The sequence below is a fragment of the uncultured Streptomyces sp. genome (assembly GCF_947488945.1).
Lineage (GTDB): Bacteria > Actinomycetota > Actinomycetes > Streptomycetales > Streptomycetaceae > Streptomyces.
The window spans coordinates 21,852-38,269 of the sequence record NZ_CANLBS010000036.1 but is presented as its reverse complement, the minus strand read 5'-3'; the positions used below and the strand labels follow the sequence as shown (position 1 = coordinate 38,269).

The window sequence follows — 16,418 nt, the reverse complement described above, 5'->3', positions numbered from 1 at the left end:
GCGGAGTGCCCGGAACCGGACTCGAACCCGACCCGCGCACCGCGCTGACCAGGCATTTAGCCTCTGAGGTGGGGTTTCCTTCGAGCTTCGAGGGGTTTCGAGGGGCGTTCGGCGGGGTTCAGCGGGGTGGCGTGTTCCCGTGGGAACACGCCCTTGTCATGCGCTGGAACCGGCATCCGAGGCCATCTCGTTCAACCGGGCAAGGACCTCTCGCTGCACCCTGGGCGGCAGGCCCTCGAGGATCGTGAGCACGGCCGCCGCCCGAGGGTCAGACTGTTCCGGCGCCGGAGCGCTGGCGGACGCCTCTCCCGCGTCGGCAGGGACGGGTTTCCCGCCCCGCTCCACGCGCTGGATGCTGCCCTGCGCCCAGCGCAGGGCCTGCTCCAGTTTCCGGAGGGTCAGGGGCGCGCCGGAGGTCTCGCCCTTGCGCACGGCGCGCAGCGTCTCGTACGAGATGCCGGCAGTCGTCGCCACCTCTTTCCACGCCATACCCAGTTGGAGACGGCGGGCGTTCATCTCACCGTCGAGCGGCGACAGCTGCTCAGGCATGGACACGACGCCCTTTCGTGACGACTACGGCGCGCCTCCTGCTGGGCGACCTGACGCAGATTAGCGCAGATCAAGCCTGTTGGTTAGGGCGACCTGGCCGTCAAGAGCGACGTTCCAGACACACAGAACAACGCAGCTCTGTTGCATTCTGCGTTCTGTCTGGCCTAATCTGCGCAGCATGGCACAAACGAACGCAGGGGCACTGCGACAGCAGCGCCTACGACTCGGGATGACGCTGGAAGACGTCGTGGCGAAGTGCGCCGAGGCAGGCGTCAAGGTGCACAACAGCCAGCTCAGCCGGATTGAACGGGGCATGGCGCAGCCCCGGCCCCGCCTGCGCGCCGACCTGGCCCGCGTTCTCGGAATCGCCGACGTCCTGGACGTAGACGCCGAGGGAGGCGCGGACGCGTGAGCCAGAACTACGACCTCGAAGAGGCGGCCAAATACCTCCGCTGCCGGCCTCACTTCTTGACAGAGAACCTGCAGAAACTGCCACACCAGCGCATGGGCCGATCGGTCAGCTTCGACGAAACAGAGCTCGAGGCGATCAAGGACATGTTCCGGATTCGTCCCTGCGACGCGCAGACATCCACCAACGCCGCGCCGCTTGCCCTCGCAGGCATTCAGCCGTCGAAGCGGCACCACAGGAAGACCGGCTGACCAACGCAAGTGGGGCCGCCCCGGACCCTGGCCGGTCCGTGAGCAGCCCCTCAACCGGCACACCTCTCCAACAAGATCCGAGGTACACCGTGCAGAACCTTACCCACGCCCCGGCCCCGACGGCACTGGCCGCCGAGGACGAGCCCACCCCGATGCCCGCCTGGAAGGCGGGTTTGCAGCTGGCGACGACCGCCACCTGGACGGCGATCGGGATTCCCACCGCGGCCGCGCCGTACTGCGTGACGCAGACGGACATCGGCGGCGGCCAGCACACCGGGAACGTCCACTACCTGCTCCTGGCCCCGCTCCTGGAGATCGCCAGGGCGTACGACGTCGCGGTGTCGGAACTCTCCTCCGCCGCCGGCACCACGTACACCGCGGTCGTCCCGGTCGACGGCGTCAACGTCACCATCTGGACGACCAACCCCACCGACGCCAACTCGGCGGTGACGGGATGACGCTGCTCCAGGACACCTACCTCGGGTGGGACGAGCTGGCCCACAAACCGGGGTGCGCCACGCCGCAGTGGACCATCGACGTCCGCACCGAACCCAACGCGTTCCGGGACCGAGCGGCGACCCAGCCCCACGGGTGCCCGGCCGCGGAGTGCGGGCACGGAGACCGGTACGAGAAGACGAGCGTCCGCATCGTCTGCAGCTCCTGCGGCCACGCCCGGATCATGTCCGGCGACAGCGACGGGTTCCGGCAGACCAGCACGAAGGCCCTCGGCTACGGCCAGCCGCCCAAGAAGGCCGGCGGACTGTGGCTGTACCCGGGCGAGCCGCTGCTGTTCGGCTGGGGCCACGGTGAACACGAGGAGCCCGAAGGCTACGTCGTCACCCGGACCCGCGTCGACCGCGTCACCGCCGACAACGTCATCGGCACCATTCACAAGGCGAGGGGCCCCCGCCGCGGCGTGAAGTGGGAGGCCACCGCCGTTCCCGACCCGTCCGGGCAATACGGGCTGGGCAACCCCGTCCGCTGGGCGCACGCCTCGGAGGGACTGGCCACCGTCGCTGCGGCCGCCAAGTGGATCGCCGGGGTGTCGGCATGAGCCGTCCTACCGCCCTCGCGCAGGCGATCGCCGCACTGATTCCCGGCGCCGACGAGGCCGCGACCCGCGTCACCGTGACCCATGAGTACATCGAGCTCGGCTACGAGCGCCGGGACTCCTGGTCCGGTAGCGCCCTCGGGCTGGCGCACCGCCTCGCCGACCACGTCGACACGGAGAAGGACACCGCGGCCTCGGCCGCGGCGGCGTTCACTCCGGTTCACCTGATCCTGACCGGGCTGGCCCGCGCGCTCCGCGAGCAGCCCACCGGGCGCCGGATCCTCGACGGCCTGGTCGTGACCGGCGACGGCACCGCGGCGGAGACCGCGTCCTGGGTGACCGCCCTCGCACACCTCGCCGGTGTCGACGTCGCCGCCCCGCCGTCCCTGGTCTACCGCGCGCACCACGACGCCATCGGGATGGGCGTCTACGCCACGCCCGCCGAGGCCCGCCGCTGCTGCGAGACCGCCCTCAGCCGCGAGTACCCGGAGGACGTCGCCCTGACGTTCGACTGGATCGGCGACGACGAGGACCCGCTCGAGCCGATGGAGCTGGTCGTTGAGGTCGCCGGCGGCGACGAGGAGCCGACCGGCTACACCGTCACGCCGATCGAGGTCCAGGCCGCGTACGACCCGGACGCCGACGAGTGACCGACGAAGGCTCGTTACTCGTCGCGCTGATCGTGCTCGGCCTGGCCGTCGGCGGCTGGATCGCCGTCGGATGGGCCGCCGATCGCCGCCTCACCCACACCCATCTCCACCGCAAGGGCGGCACCCGATGAACCTTCTCCTCTGCGCCGCGGCGGTCGTCGTGAGTGCCGGGCTCGCCTGGATCCTCATCCGCGCAATCCGTGCCCTGGCCGTCGCCTCCGTGTCCGCGCGGTGCGGCTGCTCGGTCAGCCCGTACACCGACGACGACGACCAGGACGAGGCGCCGGTGGTGGACTCCGAAACGGACATCCACATGCCGTGCCACACCGTCCGGTGCGCGCACCTGACCCGGCGACACCGCGTGACCAGCGCGGGCCTGGTCTGCACCCAGTGCGACCACGTGGCCAACCCCGCCGACCGGTGACAGCTCGCCGCCGCCGCAGGCCGTGCGACCACCACCGCGGGCCGCACGGCCTGGCCTACGCCCGCCCGTACCTGACCGGTCTCCGGTGCGACCTGCACACCCCCGCCGCCCTCGCCGGCCACCCGGAGCCGCAGCCCGGCCCCGGGTGGCCCGCCGGCAGCTATCTCAACCTCCGCACCACCGACGAACCCGCACCACCGCACGAACAGGAGCGACCGTGACCCTGACCCTGACCGACCCGCGCCCGCCGTCCCCGGCCGACCTCGCCGCGACGTCGCCCGCCGCCCGCCGCGCCGCCGAGCGCCTGGCCGCACTGCTCGCCCCGGCCCGCCTCGCCGACGGCGACCGGTTCCGCGTCGAGTACACCCGCGCCGTCTGCGCCTCCGGCATGACGCCGAACACCCGGCTCGTCGCCCTGGTCCTCGCCTCCCACGGCAACTACCGCACCGGCCACATCCCCACCCGCCTGCAGCCGCGTCTGCAGGGCCTCGCCGAGGGCACCGGCCTCGCCGTGCCGCAGGTCGTCGTCGCGCTGCGGGCCCTCGAGCAGCGCGGCTGGGTGAGCTGCACCGGCGGCCGCGACTACGACCGCGGCGACCTCCGACCCCACATCCCCCAGCACGCCGTCACCACTCTGCGCCGGCGCGCCCCGAAGAACGGAAAGTGATCATGCCCAGGAAGCGTGAGCAGTACTGGACGGAATCGCTGTTCGACAGCGTGTACGCGCTGTACGAGACGGCAACGGAGTACCGGACCGCGCTCGGCGCCGCGCAACTCGCCGTGAGCAGCGTCGACTACGACCGCCGCCGGACCCACGAGGGCCGCATCGGGATCGAGGGCCGCACCACCGTGCACGGCCGCCCGTTCACCACGGCCCCGCACGACCGCGCACTCCACCTGCTGTCCCGGACGTACCGGGACACCGAGACGAAGATGCGCGGTCACTTCGAGGACTCGGCTCTGCTGTACGCGTCGGGCACGGCCTGGGCGATCCGGACGGTACTGGAGGGCGGCACGCCGCCGGTGGTTGCGTTCCAGGTGGACGAGGACCGGTCCCCGGTGCCGCGCGGCATGACCATCCCGCCACTCGACCGGTACGCCGGTGCCACGGCTCTGACCGCCGCGTACGAAGAGGTCGTCCGCCGGGCCGGCGCGTCGGAGTACGCCGAGGACCTGGCGGGCCGGGACTACGTCTCCGAGCACGAGGCCGGAGAGATGCACGCCGCCATCGACGTCGCGGAAGGACTCGCGGGCGCCGCATTCGCCTACGGGCTGCTTGCGCAGCGGGCCTTGAGTTTCGTGCTCCTCGAGCCCCGCCGGGCCCGCGAGCGCGAACTGGCCGCCGCCTGGGCCGACTCCACCCCTTCGGAGCCGTCGGCCTGATGTCCGCCGTTCTGCTCGCTGCCGCCGAGCCCCGCCGCATCCGCGGCGGGGCCGGTGGCGTTCGCTTCAACCGGCCCCGCCGGCGCAGCGAGCAGACCGTGTGGATCCCCGAAGCCCTCTACCGCGGCCACGAGTTCAACGACGAGGCCGTCAGCGTCTACGCGAAGGTCGCTGCGCTGGATGCCCGCCGCAGCTTCCCCGGCGCCCGTCCCGGTCAGGACCCGTGCACCGCGCACGTCTCCGAACTCGCCGACACGCTCGGCATGTCCGCCTCCGCCGTGGAGCGCGGCCTGACCCACCTCAACCGGCCCGGCCCCGACGGCGACGAACCGTGGCTGTTCACCAAGCAGCGCACCCACCGCGGCGGCAAGGGCCGCTCCGCCCTGCGCTACGCCCGCCTGGTGCCCCGCACGCAGGCGGCCCTCGAAGTCCCGGTGATGGTCGCCGAGGCCCTGTCCCCGCGCCGCTTCCGTGCCTACCTTCACCTGGCCCGCGCCACCGCGAAGCACCTGCCCGTCACGGGCGCCGAGCTCGCCGGAGAGCTGTTCCACCACACCGGCAAGGCGGCCGGGAAGCCGCTCGGCCCGAAGACGGGCCTGCGGCTCCTGGACGACCTCGAGGCGTCCGGCTGGATCAGCCTCGGCCGGCGCGCCGGGGAGCGCGGCCGCCACACCGTCACCGTCCACACCCACCCGCTGCACGCCGTCCCTGCCGACGACCTGCCCGCCGCCCGCGCCCCGCAGCCGAGTGCGGACACCCATGACGGGTCGGGCCCGGCCGATCATGACGGGTCCCTCGCGTCTAAGGAAGACACCTCCCCCTCTACTGACGGCGTCGGGCAGGTGGATCTTGGGATCCGCCGGAGGCGAAACGCGGGTAGCTACCGGGCCACCCCTGTGGAAAACCCGGTGGCCGGTCCGACGGTCCGCCGCGCGGCTCACGGCGAAAAGCGCAGCAGCGCCAACGGTGGCACGTACCGCGGGCCGGGACTGCAGCTCTCGCCACGGGTGTGGCGGGTCCTCGAACCCGTACGCCACCACCTCCCGGAAATCAGCACGTACGTGCTGCGCCGCATCGGCCAGGACATCGGCCGCCAGCTCTGCGCCGGGACCGGCGAAGAGCGCCTGACCGACCGGCTGCGCCTGCGCTACGCCCTCACCGACGAACCCCGGGACATCGGCCGGTGGATCCTCGGCGCCGCCCTGGTCCGCCACGGCTGCCACCTCGACTCCTGCGAGTCCGGGTTCACCTGGACCACCGGCGCGCCGTGCCCCGGCTGCTACGACCCCGGCGCGGCCGCGGCCGCCATCGAGGAGCCCTCGCCCGCCCCCGCTCCACCACCCCCACCCCCGCCGCCGGTTCCGCCGGCGGACAGCGGACGGTGGCTCCCCTGGCCCCCGCCCGCTCCACCGCCACCCGACCCCGGCTCGCCGCCCGGCGACAGCCCCGACGACGTCCGCCGGTTCGTCGCCGAGCACGGCGCGGCCGCCGCGATCCGCACGTACGGCGGGGCCCGCGTCCTGCCCCACCTCACCTGACAGACAGGAGATCCCGATGGGACCGACCCGCCAGCACCTCGTCCGCTGCCGACGCTGCTCCGCCGTCATCTGCTGGGCCCTCACCACCGCCAACGGCCGCCGCCAGCCGGTGAACGCGACGCCCGACGACGCCGGGAACCTGGCCGTCACGCAAGGGACGGACGGGCTGCTGTACGTCCGCAGCCTCACCAAAGCCCACCCCGAGCCGCGCCCGCAGGAATGGCGCGCGATGCCGCACCACGCCACGTGCGCCTCCCCGCCGCCGAGGCGCAGCAGCGGTACGGGGCAGCGGGAGCGTGCGGGTGTGCGGCCGGTGCCGTGGCAGCGGGCACAGGGATGAGCGCGGACGCCGCGGCGGTGAAGGCCGGGGAGGAGTGGCCGGCCGGGACGTTCGGCGGGCCGCGCAGCCTCCGGGGTCCGGGCGATCCGGACCCGGCGGTCGCCGACCGCGTCCAGACGCTCGCCAAGGCACTGGACGGCTGGCGGACCGGCACCCGGCCGGAGCTCGCCGCCCGCGCCGCCGCAGCCGACCGGGAGCTCGCCGCCCGCGCCGCCAAGACCGGCCACCCGCCCGTCCCGCCCGCCCGGTGACGATCGCCGCCCTGCTGCTGCTCCTGGACCAGGAGCAGCCCGACGTCCGCCGCCACCCGGCACCACCCATCCCGCACACCGCCAGAAAGAGACAGCACATGCAGTCGTCACCGTTCACGGGCCCGCGCGAACCGCAGCAGCCCCAGACCACCGGCCCCGTGCAGATCAGCGTCGGGCAACTCCTCGCCTGGGCCGAGAAGCACACCACCAAGACCGTGGCCCGCAAAGGGGAGCAGGCCCGGACGCTGCTCGGCGAGCTCCGCCAGCTCCACGCCGCGGACGCCGAGCTGGCGGCCGCCGACGCCGAGGAGCAGCGCCTGGTCGCCGAGCTCGCCGCCGTCCGCGCCCGCAAGGAGGAGCTTCGCCCGAAGCGGAAGTCGCCGGCGCCCAGGTACGACCAGGCCGCGGTCCGGGCATGGGCGCGCAAGGCCGGCCTGCCGGTGCCCGACCGCGGGTCGCTGCCCGCCGCCGTGGTCGACGCCTGGCGCGCCGCGACCGCTGGCGGTGCCCGGTGATCGCCTCGACCGTTCGCTACGTCGTCCTCGCGGTGGCCGCCGTCGCCGCGCTCACCGCCGGCATCCACTACCTCACCGGCCACCAGGCCCCCGAGGCCGTTCTGTGCCTGCTGCTGACCCTGCTCTGCATGAGCTACGGCAGCTACGTACGCCGGACCGCCGAGGACCTGCAGGAGCTGCACGCCGACGCCCGGCGCGCAGCCGACGCGAACCGCTGGCCCGCCTGGTGCTGCGAGTCCGGGTTCCTGAGCGGCGGCCGCGCACACCACGACTGCGCCGACGCGGTGCGCCGGTGACCGCCGCCCGGCCCTGCACGGTGTGCGGCCGCCCCCTCACCGACCCGGTCTCCCGCCTCCGGGGGACCGGCCCGGTGTGCGAGCGCCGCACCCGCCGCCCGACCCGCCAGGACGTCCTGTCCCGCCCGATGACGGACGTCCCCACCGGGCCCTACCTCTGACCCGCCGCACCACCGGAGCACGCCATGGACAACACCTGCAGCATCTGCCACCAGCACGCCCCCGCCGCCTGCTACCTGTGCGACGCGTGCACCTACCGGGTGCACACCTGGCTGGGCGGCATCCCCCGAACCCTGCCGCTCCTGCGCGCCGCCCTGGTGCCCACCACGGGGCCGGCGCAGCGGGGCGGGTCCGGCCGCGCCCACTCCCCGCTCCCGGTCGACGTCCGCGCCCTGGATCTCCTCGGCCCCGGCCAGCCCGTCCCGGTCGTGGACCCGCATGGCGACCAGGCCGGCGGAATTCCGATCGGCGCGCTGCTTGCGGGGTGGGCCCGGTACCTGGCGACCGAGGTCCCGGCGGTCTGGACCGACGCCCACGGCACCGTGCGCATCGACCGGTGCACCGACGCCCGGCCCCGCTCCGGCACGGGCATCACCGCCTGGACCACGTGGCTGCAGCGGTACTTGCCGTACGCGGCGACCCGCCCGTGGGCCGAGGACTTCTACCGCCAGCTCGAGGACCTGGTGGCCAGGATCCAGCGGATCACGGACACCCGGCCCCGCCGCACCCCGATGGACGCCCCTTGCCCGGCCTGCACCGCGTTCGGGCTCGCCCGGCGCGAGGGCGAGCAGCACATCGGCTGCGAGGCGTGCGGACACCGCTTGCTGCCCGCCGCGTACGCCGCCCACCGCGACCAGGTCATGCACCTCGCCGTCCTCATGGCGGCCGCGCAGCACACCACTCCGCACGCGCCGGCCGCCTAGCCTGCAGACACAGCTGCGCCCCGCCCAACGGTCCTGGGCGGGGCGCAGCTGTGCGCGGGGGCGCTACTCGGTCGGCGGCTTGGAGACCCGTGGCCGGTGGGCACCAGAACCCTTGTACGCGCGGAACACGTCCTGCACGGTGCTGAGCTTGATGTCCAGCCGCGCGGCGATCTCTCGGTAGGACAATCCGTTCCCGCCGTCCCACAGATCCCGGATCAGCGCACTGCGTTCCGCCGACCACTCACGGTTCCTGCGGACTTGATCAGCCATGATCCGGCTCTTGGCGCGCACTCGCGCCTCCGGGTCCGCGATGCGCTCCACGGCATCCAGGGCGTCCGACACCTGCCGCACCTCCTCCTCGCTCACAGCCGCACCTCTCCGTTTCGGGCGTGCTGCTTGCCAGAACTGTAGGGGGCCCCTACAGTTCTGGGCAAGCAGTCCGCACTGCTGATGCACAACAGCCCCGGCACGGAGTTCGCACCTCCGGCCGGGGCCCGCCAACCACCTGATGACACCAGGAGGCAGACATGCGCGATCGTATCCGCGCCACCGTCGCAACCGCGTCGGACCCCGACATGAATCTGATGCTCGCCCAGGCCCGCACCGCGCTCGACACCGAGACGCGCAGCCTGCTGGTCCGGATCGGCCGGACCCTCTGCACCGTGCAGCCGACCCTGCGCATGCGCGAGGTCACCCCGCCTCGCCCACGCCGGGCGCGCCGCCGCCGACGTCCACGGCATCGGCTCCCCCCGCACCACCGCCGCCGTCGGCCGCCTGCTGCGCCACATGCCCCGCCTCGACTGGCCCGAGCCCCCCGCGCCGATCACCCGCGCCGAGTACGGCACGCAGCTCCTCAAGCGGGCCGGCCTCTGATGGCCGCCGAGCAGGAGCCCACCGCGGCCGAGCGCGTCGCCGAGCTCCACCGCCAGGCCGCCGACGACTACGCCGGACGCGCCGACCGCGAGGCCGATGCCCGGAACGCGCTCACGCTCGCCCGCGCCCACGGCAACGCCGCCGCCGCCGGCCACTGACACCGCCCGTACGGCCGGGCGCGCGCACCGCCGCGCGCCCGGCCGCCCTTCGCCGTTCCCGGAGGAGCAGCGTGACCACCGAACCCGCCGCGACGGAGCAGCAGCAGCTGCCCGGCGTGAAGTACCGCCCCGAGACCCGCACCCGTCTCGTCCCGCACACCGTGAACGGGCGCACGAAATTGGTGGAGGAGGAGTACACGGTGCAGGTGCCCGTCCTGCCGAAGGACTGGGACCACATCGTCACCACCGCCGCCCTGGCGGCCGCCGTCGCCCTGCTCGCCGTCGCCCTGGTCTGGTCGACCGCGAGCATCGGCGATTACCTCGCCCGCGCCATCGCCGCGCCCATCGCCTACCTGTGCGCCTCGGCGTTCGCGCTCGGCTGGATGATCTGCATGGCCCTGGAATGGTCCGCCCGGTACGACCACCAGCGCGCCGCCGGCCCCCGCAGCGCCGGGACCGTCTTCCTGCTCCTCGACATGGCCGCCGTCGCCGCCCACGGCTGGGCCGAGGACTCCCTGTACGTCGGCCTTGCCGGGGCCGCCGTCTCCGCCGTCGCCAAGAAGATGTTCAGCGTCGTGATGGACCACCAGGCGCGGCCGCTGCCCGGCCGCACCCGCGCGTGGCTCCAGCAGGAGGACGCCGAGATCGGCGCCGCCCTCGCCCTCGCCGCCCGCACCCGCCACCTCGCCCGGCTCCAGGCCCAGGCCGCCGCCTACGCCCCGCCGCTCCCCGCGGCGGCCGCCCCGCAGGACAGCGGCCAGGACACGCTGGGACACCTGTCCCCGACTGTCCGGTCCGCTGTCCGGGCTGTCCTGGACACTGTCCCGGACGTGTCCCACGAGGACGTCCTGACCCACCTCGACGCCCTCGGCCTGGACTACGACGAGACCGCTGTCCTGGCTGTCCTGGACAGCCTGGACAACCCCCTGGACACGCGAGACAGCAGGTCAGAGCGCCCGCTGCCCTCCATCGCCCCGCCCGGCCAGACCGTCACGGACAGCATCAGGACAGCCCTGTCCTCCGGTGTCCAGGACCGGGACAGAGTCCTGTCCTACGTCCAGAAACTCCACCCGACGACGCACCGCGCCTCCATCGTCCGCATCCTCAACCGCGAGCTGGAGCGGACCGCGTGAGCGACGACGAGCGCAGGATCCGCGCCCGGCTGCGCCACTTCATCGACGGCCCCACCGCCATCGAGGAGCAGCCGCCCCTCGTACAGGTCCACGTCGTCCCCGAGTCCCCGGCGGCCGCCGGCCCCGAGGACGACGACCAGGACGACGAGCAGCGCGAGCAGGACCGGCCCTGGTGGCACGTGCCCGGCGGCACGTACAGCGGCCGGCGCGCACCGGACCCGGCCCCGCCCACCCACGACCCCACCGCGCCCGGCGTCCACGTCACCGTGAACCAACCGCTCCCCCCGTGGGCGCAGCCACCCGTCGACAACCGGGCCGCCGAGCGCCTGCACCGGCGCCGCCTGGCCATCACCTACTACCTCGGCGCGGCCGTGGCCGGATGGTGCTTCGGCCTGCCCCAGCAGATGGCCGAACTCCTCGCGCAGGCCGGCACCGCGTCCACGCCCGTCGGCGTCGCTCTCGCCCTGGTCGCGTACGTCATCGCCTCGTACCTCCCCGGCCTGCCCTACATCCCGCCCGCCCTGCGCCCCGTCATCCGCTGGGCCGCCTGCATCCCCGTCAGCTCGGCCGTGCTCGCCCTCGCGCTCCACGCACCCGGCATCTAGGAGTTCCGCACCATGTACCTCGCAGCACCCGACAGCACGGCATCGATCGTCGGATTCATGGGCTCCGGCGGCCTCGCCCTCTGCCTGACCGCCCTGCTGGTCTTCGGCGTGATGGGCAAGGGCTGGATCAAGCTCAACACCGGCGCCAAGGCCGGCACCGTTGCGTTCCTCGCCGGAACCTCCTACATGGCCGCCGGGAAGATCTGGGGGAGCCCGGAGCAGGTGGTGCAACAGGGCTGGACCGGCCTCGGCGTCGGCGGCGGCACCGGGCCGTTCGGTGAGATCGGCATCGGCGCAGCGTGCTCCCTGCTGCTCCTCCTCATGCTCGTAGCACCGCTCAACCCCGTCCGCGCAACCGCCCTCGCCCTGATCGCCGCGGTCACCTGGCCGTCCGCCGGCGACGGCACCATCTGGAGCGTCCCTGGCCAGCTCGCCGCCGCGTTCTTCATGATGATCGGCAGCGGCTGACATGGTGCGCTGGATCGCGTTCTGGACCGCCGTGTGGGTCGGCTGGGGACGGCTCAGCCGCTGGACCGTCGACTGGCTGTGCAACACCAAACCGGCCTCGCCGGAGCCCGCGAAAGAGGAGGCCGCGTCGGCGGCCGCCACGGGGGAGAGCGACGAGCAGCCGGAGACCGAGCCGGGGGAGCAGCCCAGCACCCCGGCGCCGAAGCGGACCCGCGCTGCTGCGGACGGTTCCGCCGCGCTGCGCTGGGCCGGACTGCTGCTCACCGCCTTGGCGGTCAAAGCCCTCCCGGAGACCACCACCATCACGCTCGGCGCGGGCGCCGCCTGGGTGCTCGCCGCCATCGCCCTCGGCTACGCCGCGGCGCGCTCCGCCAAGCAGGCCGCGGTCGCCAGCGACGCGGCCGCCGAAGCCGAAGAGGCCCAGCCGCACCCCTCCCAGACCATGACGCTGGACCAGGTCGCACAGGTGCTCCACGCGGTCTACACCGAGGGCTCCGGAGTCCACCTCGCCGCCCTCGCCGATCACCTCATCACCGACCCGCCCGAAGGCGTCCCCCGCGCCCCGTGGAAGAGCGCCGACGTCCGGACTCTGATGGGCCGGCACGGGGTCCGCGTGCGGTCCGGCGTACGGGTCCCCCCGATCGGCGGCCGGGAGGGCGTCCACCAGCAGGACTTCCCGCCCCTCCCCTCCCCCGCCCCGAGCGACCCCCCTGTTGCCGTTGTTGCCCCAGGTCAGGGCGCCAACAACAACACCAACAACACGACCGTCACCCGCCACCACGGGGGTGCGCAGGTCACCGTGACCCCGCCCCGCCAGCCCGCCGAGAGGACCTGAGCCATGCCCCTGCAGACCGAGATCAGCCGCGCCGAACTCGCCCGCCGGAACGCCGCGAGCCAGGACCGGCGCGACGCCGAGAAAGCCGCGGGCAAGACCGAGTAGAGCGCTACGAGTATCAATGTCAGACCCGGCCCGTACGGTCGACACCGTCCAGTGCGCTGCTACCGCACTCGGGCCCGAGCGCCCCGCCCAGACCCCCGTCCGGGCGGGGCGCACCACTACCCCCGGCGATCCCGCTGGACAAGATCCGCACGCTGCGTAACACTCTTGCCAGCAGCACACGTGTGCCACGAGAGCCCCTGAGAGCCCCTGACCGGCCTCCAGGGGCTCTCCTGCGTCCGGAGGGAGCCCCGTGGACCTCGACCACCTCACCGCCGCCCAGGCCGCCGCCCTCGCCGACCGCGCCCGCCAGACCCTCACCGCCGGCGCCGCCCACATCCGGCCCGGCACCATCCGCCAGTGGGCCGCCCGCGGACACCTCACCGCCACCGGCCTCGCCCCCGACGGCCGCACCCGCCTCTACCGCTACGCCGACGTCGCCGCCGCCGAGCTCGCCACCCGGCGGCGCGCCCTGCGGCTGGTCGCGTCCGGCGGCGAGGAGTAGGCGATGCCCACCCGTCCTGCGAGCCGCTGCACCGCGTGCGGGACCCGCCGGGACGCCCGCGGCCGCTGCCCCGCCTGCAGGCCCGCCCAGGCCCGCAAGAGCGGGCAGCAGCGGGCCGACTGGCGATGGGTCTACGACGACCGCCGGTGGGCGCCGTTGCGCGATCAGGTCCTGTCCGAAGAGCCGCTGTGCCGTACGGGATGCGGCCGGCCTCCCACGGTCGTGGACCACATCCGTCCGCACCGCGGCGACGAGCAGCTGGCGTTCGACCGGGCCAACCTGCAGGCCATGTGCAAGACCTGCCACGACACCAAGACCGCGCGTGAGACCGGGTTCGCCGGCCACGGCCCCGCCCGCCTCACCACCGCCCGCGTCACTCTGGTGTGCGGGCCGCCCTGCTCGGGCAAGTCCGCCTACGTCCGCGACCGGGCCGAGCCCGGTGACCTGGTCGTGGACTGGGACGCCCTGGCCCAGGCCCTCGGCTCCCCCCACCCGTGGGACCACCCCGCCCCCCTCACCCCCTTCATCGCCGAGGCACGCGACGCGGTGACCGCACGCCTCGGCCGCGCCCACGCCGTCGACCGCGCATGGATCATCGCCACCGCGCCGCGCCAGGCCGACCGGCGGCGCCTCGCCCCGCCCGACGCGACCGTGGTGGTGCTCGCCACGCCCGAGGACGAGTGCGTGCGAAGGGCCCGCCGCGACGGCCGCCCCGGCGGTACGATCGAGGCCATCGAGTCCTGGTGGCGCACCCACCGGGCAGATCAGCACCTCCCGCCGAGGTGATCCGCCCCCCCTAGGGGGGTCCGCGATCTTTCCGGTGGGGGGGACCCCGAGCGCAGGCGGGGGTGTCGCGTGCTCAACCGCGAGTTTCGACCGCCTTTTTGAGGATCGGCCCCCGGCGGCCGGCCGCTGTCCTGACCGGGGGGAGGCGCCGTGGGGACGCGTGGACCCATCCCGCAGCCCGACAACGTCCGTGCGCTGCGCGGCAACCCGGGCGGCCGGCCCGCACCCAAGCGGGTCGCCGCCCGGCCCGGCGCCCCGTCGCCGCCGACGTGGCTGGACACCGAGGCGAAGGCCGAGTGGCGGCGCGTGGTGCCCGAGCTGGACCGGCTCGGTGTCCTCGCCAAGGTCGACCGCGCCGCGCTCACCACGTACTGCGCGGCCTGGTCGAAGTTCGCGGCCGCCGAGAAGCTGCTGCAGCAGGACGACCTGGTGGCCGAGCGGCGCGCCGGCAACGGCCCGGCGAAGAACCCGGCGTGGCAGATCTGGCGGGAGGCGGCGACGACGACGGCGATGCTGGCGAAGGAGCTGTTCCTCACCCCGGCCGCGCGTCTGCGCTCGGTGAAGCCGGAGGACGACGATGGCAACGCGGACGCGGGGATCCTCGACTGAGCAGCTGCGTACGCGGCTGACGCGGGACATCGACCAGGCCGTGGCCGGATGGGTCGATGAGGGCCTGGTCGACGCCACGGAGTGGATGACGCAGGGCCGCCGGCCGCTGCTCGTCACCCCGCTGCCCGCCGAACCGGGTACGTGGTTCGACCCGCAGGCCGTCGAACGGGTGCTCAAGTTCTTCCTGCTGCTGACGCAGCTCATCGGCCGTCACGCCGGGCGCCAGTTCCGGCTGATGGACTGGCAGGTCCGCTACCTCATCGCCCCCGTCTTCGGTCTCAAGCGGCCGGACGGCTACCGGGTGATCCGGACCGTGTGGTTCGAGATCCCCCGGAAGAACGGCAAGTCCACCATCTGCTCCGGGCTGGGCCTGTACCTGGCGTTCGCCGACCGGGAGGCCGGAGCCGAGGTCTACGCCGCGGCCGGTGACCGCGACCAGGCCAACATCGTCTTCCGCGCGGCCGCGAACATGGCGTCCGGCTCCCCGCCGCTCAAAAAGAAGCTGGGCCGGCGCGGGATCCAGCGCAAGCTGCTCGAACACCCCGTCACGCACAGCATCTTCCGGGCCCTGTCGTCCGAGGGCCTGCGCGCGCACGGCCTGAACGTGCACGGCGGCGTGATCGATGAGGTCCACGTCCACCGCAACCCGGACGTCGTGGACGCCCTGGAGACCGGCACCGGCTCGAGGGCGCAGCCGCTGATCGTGTTCATCACGACGGCGGACGACGGGGCCGAGACCGGCTCGATCTACGCCACCAAGCGCGAGGAGATCGAGACCCTTGCCGGCGGGCACGCCGAGGACCCGACGGTGTACGGCGTCGTGTTCGGCGCCGACGACCAGGCCGACGGGTTCGACCCGTTCGCCGAGGACACGCTGCGCACCGCGAACCCCGGCTACGGCGTCACCGTGCTCGCCGACTACCTGCTGGGCAAGGCGAGGCAGGCGGCCCGGTCGCCGCAGCAGCTCAACCGGTACCTGCGGCTGCACCTGAACGTCCGCACCAAGCAGACGACCCGCTGGCTGTCCATGGACCACTGGGACGCGTGCGCGCGGGAGCCCGTGTCGAACGTGCCGGTGCCCGTGGACCTGGCCGCCCTCGAGGGCCGCGACTGCTACGGCGGCCTGGACCTGTCGAGCACCACCGACCTCACCGCGTTCTCCCTCTGGTTCCCGCCGGTGACCGACGATCCGGAGGAGCCGCATGTCTGGGTGCCGTTCTTCTGGCTCCCGGAGGACAACCTCCGGGACCTCGAGCGGCGTACCAAGGTGCCGCTGGAACGGTGGTCGAAAACGGCCGCGCACGAGGGGCCGGCGCTCCGGCTCACGGAGGGCAACGTGGTCGACTACCGGGCCGTTCGCGCCCTGGTCACCGACAAGCTGGCCGACCGGTTCAACATCCTGGCCGTCGGCTACGACCGGTGGAACGCGACGGAGACCGTGTCCGAGCTCGGCGACGCCGGCGTGGAGATGGAGCAGGTGTCGCAGGGGTACGCGGGCCTGAACCAGCCGTGCCAGCAACTCGAGCGCCTGGTGCTCTCCCACCGGGTGTCGCACGGCGGGCACCCGATTCTGCGGTGGCACGTCGACAGCGTCGGCCTGAAGACGAACTCGGACGGCTACGTGAAGCCGGTGAAGCCGGACCGGCAGATCAGCAGCAAACGCATCGACGGGGTGGCGTCCGGGCTGAACGCCTACGCCATGCACCTGCTGCGGGCCGAGCCCGAGGAAGTACCCGAACCGAAAATCCGCATCATCGGCTGACC

The 16,418-nt window shown here is 73.6% G+C and carries 28 protein-coding genes; 26 read left to right on the top strand and 2 right to left on the bottom strand.

Annotation, left to right across the window (positions count from 1 at the left end; translation table 11 throughout):
- Nucleotides 1-156 precede the first annotated feature (156 nt).
- Entirely contained in the window at nucleotides 157-549 is a 393-nt protein-coding gene (locus Q0994_RS32620; protein WP_299542098.1) for a helix-turn-helix transcriptional regulator, read from the bottom strand.
- A 178-nt stretch (nucleotides 550-727) separates the two neighbouring features.
- On the opposite strand from Q0994_RS32620, the gene Q0994_RS32615 reads away from it, so the two are divergent.
- From Q0994_RS32615 to Q0994_RS32540, 17 genes are all read left to right on the top strand, one after another.
- Complete coding sequence (locus Q0994_RS32615) at nucleotides 728-961, top strand: helix-turn-helix transcriptional regulator (protein ID WP_299542096.1); 234 nt, start codon at nucleotides 728-730, stop codon at nucleotides 959-961.
- Nucleotides 958-1,209: a hypothetical protein gene (locus tag Q0994_RS32610; RefSeq protein WP_299542093.1), complete on the top strand. Its 252-nt coding sequence runs from the start codon at nucleotides 958-960 to the stop codon at nucleotides 1,207-1,209. Before Q0994_RS32615 ends, Q0994_RS32610 begins: the two co-directional genes overlap by 4 nt.
- A gap of 89 nt (nucleotides 1,210-1,298) precedes the next feature.
- Nucleotides 1,299-1,667, top strand: coding sequence for a hypothetical protein (locus Q0994_RS32605; RefSeq protein WP_299542091.1), 369 nt, complete (start codon nucleotides 1,299-1,301; stop codon nucleotides 1,665-1,667).
- Nucleotides 1,664-2,263 (top strand): hypothetical protein, encoded by a 600-nt coding sequence (locus tag Q0994_RS32600; protein ID WP_299542089.1) that lies wholly within the window; start codon nucleotides 1,664-1,666, stop codon nucleotides 2,261-2,263. Before Q0994_RS32605 ends, Q0994_RS32600 begins: the two co-directional genes overlap by 4 nt.
- On the top strand, nucleotides 2,260-2,910 hold the full coding sequence (locus tag Q0994_RS32595) for a hypothetical protein (RefSeq protein ID WP_299542087.1): 651 nt from the start codon (nucleotides 2,260-2,262) through the stop codon (nucleotides 2,908-2,910). The genes Q0994_RS32600 and Q0994_RS32595 overlap by 4 nt, the downstream gene beginning before the upstream one ends.
- On the top strand, nucleotides 2,907-3,041 hold the full coding sequence (locus tag Q0994_RS32590) for a hypothetical protein (protein ID WP_299542085.1): 135 nt from the start codon (nucleotides 2,907-2,909) through the stop codon (nucleotides 3,039-3,041). The genes Q0994_RS32595 and Q0994_RS32590 overlap by 4 nt, the downstream gene beginning before the upstream one ends.
- Nucleotides 3,038-3,334: a hypothetical protein gene (locus tag Q0994_RS32585; RefSeq protein WP_299542084.1), complete on the top strand. Its 297-nt coding sequence runs from the start codon at nucleotides 3,038-3,040 to the stop codon at nucleotides 3,332-3,334. Before Q0994_RS32590 ends, Q0994_RS32585 begins: the two co-directional genes overlap by 4 nt.
- The gene (locus Q0994_RS32580) at nucleotides 3,331-3,555 is read left to right on the top strand and encodes a hypothetical protein (protein WP_299542082.1); all 225 of its coding nucleotides are present in this window, start codon (nucleotides 3,331-3,333) and stop codon (nucleotides 3,553-3,555) included. Before Q0994_RS32585 ends, Q0994_RS32580 begins: the two co-directional genes overlap by 4 nt.
- A complete protein-coding gene (locus Q0994_RS32575; RefSeq protein WP_299542080.1) occupies nucleotides 3,552-4,001 on the top strand; it encodes a hypothetical protein in 450 nt (149 codons plus the stop codon). Before Q0994_RS32580 ends, Q0994_RS32575 begins: the two co-directional genes overlap by 4 nt.
- Before the next feature lie 2 nt (nucleotides 4,002-4,003).
- Nucleotides 4,004-4,717, top strand: coding sequence for a hypothetical protein (locus Q0994_RS32570; RefSeq protein WP_299542078.1), 714 nt, complete (start codon nucleotides 4,004-4,006; stop codon nucleotides 4,715-4,717).
- A complete protein-coding gene (locus tag Q0994_RS32565; protein ID WP_299542076.1) occupies nucleotides 4,717-6,255 on the top strand; it encodes a hypothetical protein in 1,539 nt (512 codons plus the stop codon). The genes Q0994_RS32570 and Q0994_RS32565 overlap by 1 nt, the downstream gene beginning before the upstream one ends.
- Nucleotides 6,256-6,271: 16 nt before the next feature.
- A complete protein-coding gene (locus Q0994_RS32560) occupies nucleotides 6,272-6,595 on the top strand; it encodes a hypothetical protein (RefSeq protein ID WP_299542074.1) in 324 nt (107 codons plus the stop codon).
- Nucleotides 6,592-6,846 carry a hypothetical protein gene (locus Q0994_RS32555; protein WP_299542072.1) on the top strand — a complete coding sequence of 85 codons (255 nt, stop codon included), beginning with the start codon at nucleotides 6,592-6,594 and terminating at the stop codon, nucleotides 6,844-6,846. The genes Q0994_RS32560 and Q0994_RS32555 overlap by 4 nt, the downstream gene beginning before the upstream one ends.
- Complete coding sequence (locus Q0994_RS32550; protein WP_299542070.1) at nucleotides 6,843-7,361, top strand: histone-like nucleoid-structuring protein Lsr2; 519 nt, start codon at nucleotides 6,843-6,845, stop codon at nucleotides 7,359-7,361. The genes Q0994_RS32555 and Q0994_RS32550 overlap by 4 nt, the downstream gene beginning before the upstream one ends.
- Nucleotides 7,358-7,657: a hypothetical protein gene (locus tag Q0994_RS32545; protein WP_299542068.1), complete on the top strand. Its 300-nt coding sequence runs from the start codon at nucleotides 7,358-7,360 to the stop codon at nucleotides 7,655-7,657. Before Q0994_RS32550 ends, Q0994_RS32545 begins: the two co-directional genes overlap by 4 nt.
- The gene (locus Q0994_RS34230) at nucleotides 7,588-7,818 is read left to right on the top strand and encodes a DUF6011 domain-containing protein (protein ID WP_363325595.1); all 231 of its coding nucleotides are present in this window, start codon (nucleotides 7,588-7,590) and stop codon (nucleotides 7,816-7,818) included. The genes Q0994_RS32545 and Q0994_RS34230 overlap by 70 nt, the downstream gene beginning before the upstream one ends.
- Before the next feature lie 24 nt (nucleotides 7,819-7,842).
- On the top strand, nucleotides 7,843-8,580 hold the full coding sequence (locus Q0994_RS32540; RefSeq protein ID WP_299542066.1) for a hypothetical protein: 738 nt from the start codon (nucleotides 7,843-7,845) through the stop codon (nucleotides 8,578-8,580).
- A gap of 63 nt (nucleotides 8,581-8,643) precedes the next feature.
- Here the strand turns inward: Q0994_RS32540 and Q0994_RS32535 are convergent, their stop codons facing one another.
- The gene (locus tag Q0994_RS32535; protein ID WP_299542064.1) at nucleotides 8,644-8,946 is read right to left on the bottom strand and encodes a helix-turn-helix domain-containing protein; all 303 of its coding nucleotides are present in this window, start codon (nucleotides 8,944-8,946) and stop codon (nucleotides 8,644-8,646) included.
- A gap of 506 nt (nucleotides 8,947-9,452) precedes the next feature.
- Between Q0994_RS32535 and Q0994_RS32530 the strand changes: the two genes are divergently transcribed.
- From Q0994_RS32530 to Q0994_RS32490, 9 genes are all read left to right on the top strand, one after another.
- A complete protein-coding gene (locus tag Q0994_RS32530; protein ID WP_299542062.1) occupies nucleotides 9,453-9,611 on the top strand; it encodes a hypothetical protein in 159 nt (52 codons plus the stop codon).
- 71 nt (nucleotides 9,612-9,682) lie between these two features.
- Nucleotides 9,683-10,744 carry a hypothetical protein gene (locus Q0994_RS32525; RefSeq protein WP_299542060.1) on the top strand — a complete coding sequence of 354 codons (1,062 nt, stop codon included), beginning with the start codon at nucleotides 9,683-9,685 and terminating at the stop codon, nucleotides 10,742-10,744.
- On the top strand, nucleotides 10,741-11,349 hold the full coding sequence (locus Q0994_RS32520) for a hypothetical protein (RefSeq protein WP_299542058.1): 609 nt from the start codon (nucleotides 10,741-10,743) through the stop codon (nucleotides 11,347-11,349). The genes Q0994_RS32525 and Q0994_RS32520 overlap by 4 nt, the downstream gene beginning before the upstream one ends.
- 12 nt (nucleotides 11,350-11,361) lie before the next feature.
- Nucleotides 11,362-11,817 (top strand): hypothetical protein, encoded by a 456-nt coding sequence (locus Q0994_RS32515; RefSeq protein WP_299542056.1) that lies wholly within the window; start codon nucleotides 11,362-11,364, stop codon nucleotides 11,815-11,817.
- A 1-nt stretch (nucleotide 11,818) separates the two neighbouring features.
- Nucleotides 11,819-12,652, top strand: a complete 834-nt coding sequence (locus tag Q0994_RS32510) for a hypothetical protein (protein WP_299542054.1) — start codon at nucleotides 11,819-11,821, stop codon at nucleotides 12,650-12,652.
- 355 nt (nucleotides 12,653-13,007) lie between these two features.
- Nucleotides 13,008-13,259: a MerR family transcriptional regulator gene (locus Q0994_RS32505; RefSeq protein WP_299542052.1), complete on the top strand. Its 252-nt coding sequence runs from the start codon at nucleotides 13,008-13,010 to the stop codon at nucleotides 13,257-13,259.
- Nucleotides 13,260-13,262: 3 nt separating this feature from the next.
- A complete protein-coding gene (locus Q0994_RS32500; protein WP_299542050.1) occupies nucleotides 13,263-14,045 on the top strand; it encodes an HNH endonuclease in 783 nt (260 codons plus the stop codon).
- 150 nt (nucleotides 14,046-14,195) lie between these two features.
- On the top strand, nucleotides 14,196-14,654 hold the full coding sequence (locus tag Q0994_RS32495; RefSeq protein ID WP_299542047.1) for a phage terminase small subunit P27 family: 459 nt from the start codon (nucleotides 14,196-14,198) through the stop codon (nucleotides 14,652-14,654).
- Entirely contained in the window at nucleotides 14,623-16,416 is a 1,794-nt protein-coding gene (locus Q0994_RS32490; RefSeq protein WP_299542045.1) for a terminase large subunit, read from the top strand. The genes Q0994_RS32495 and Q0994_RS32490 overlap by 32 nt, the downstream gene beginning before the upstream one ends.
- The last annotated feature ends 2 nt before the right edge of the window (nucleotides 16,417-16,418 follow it).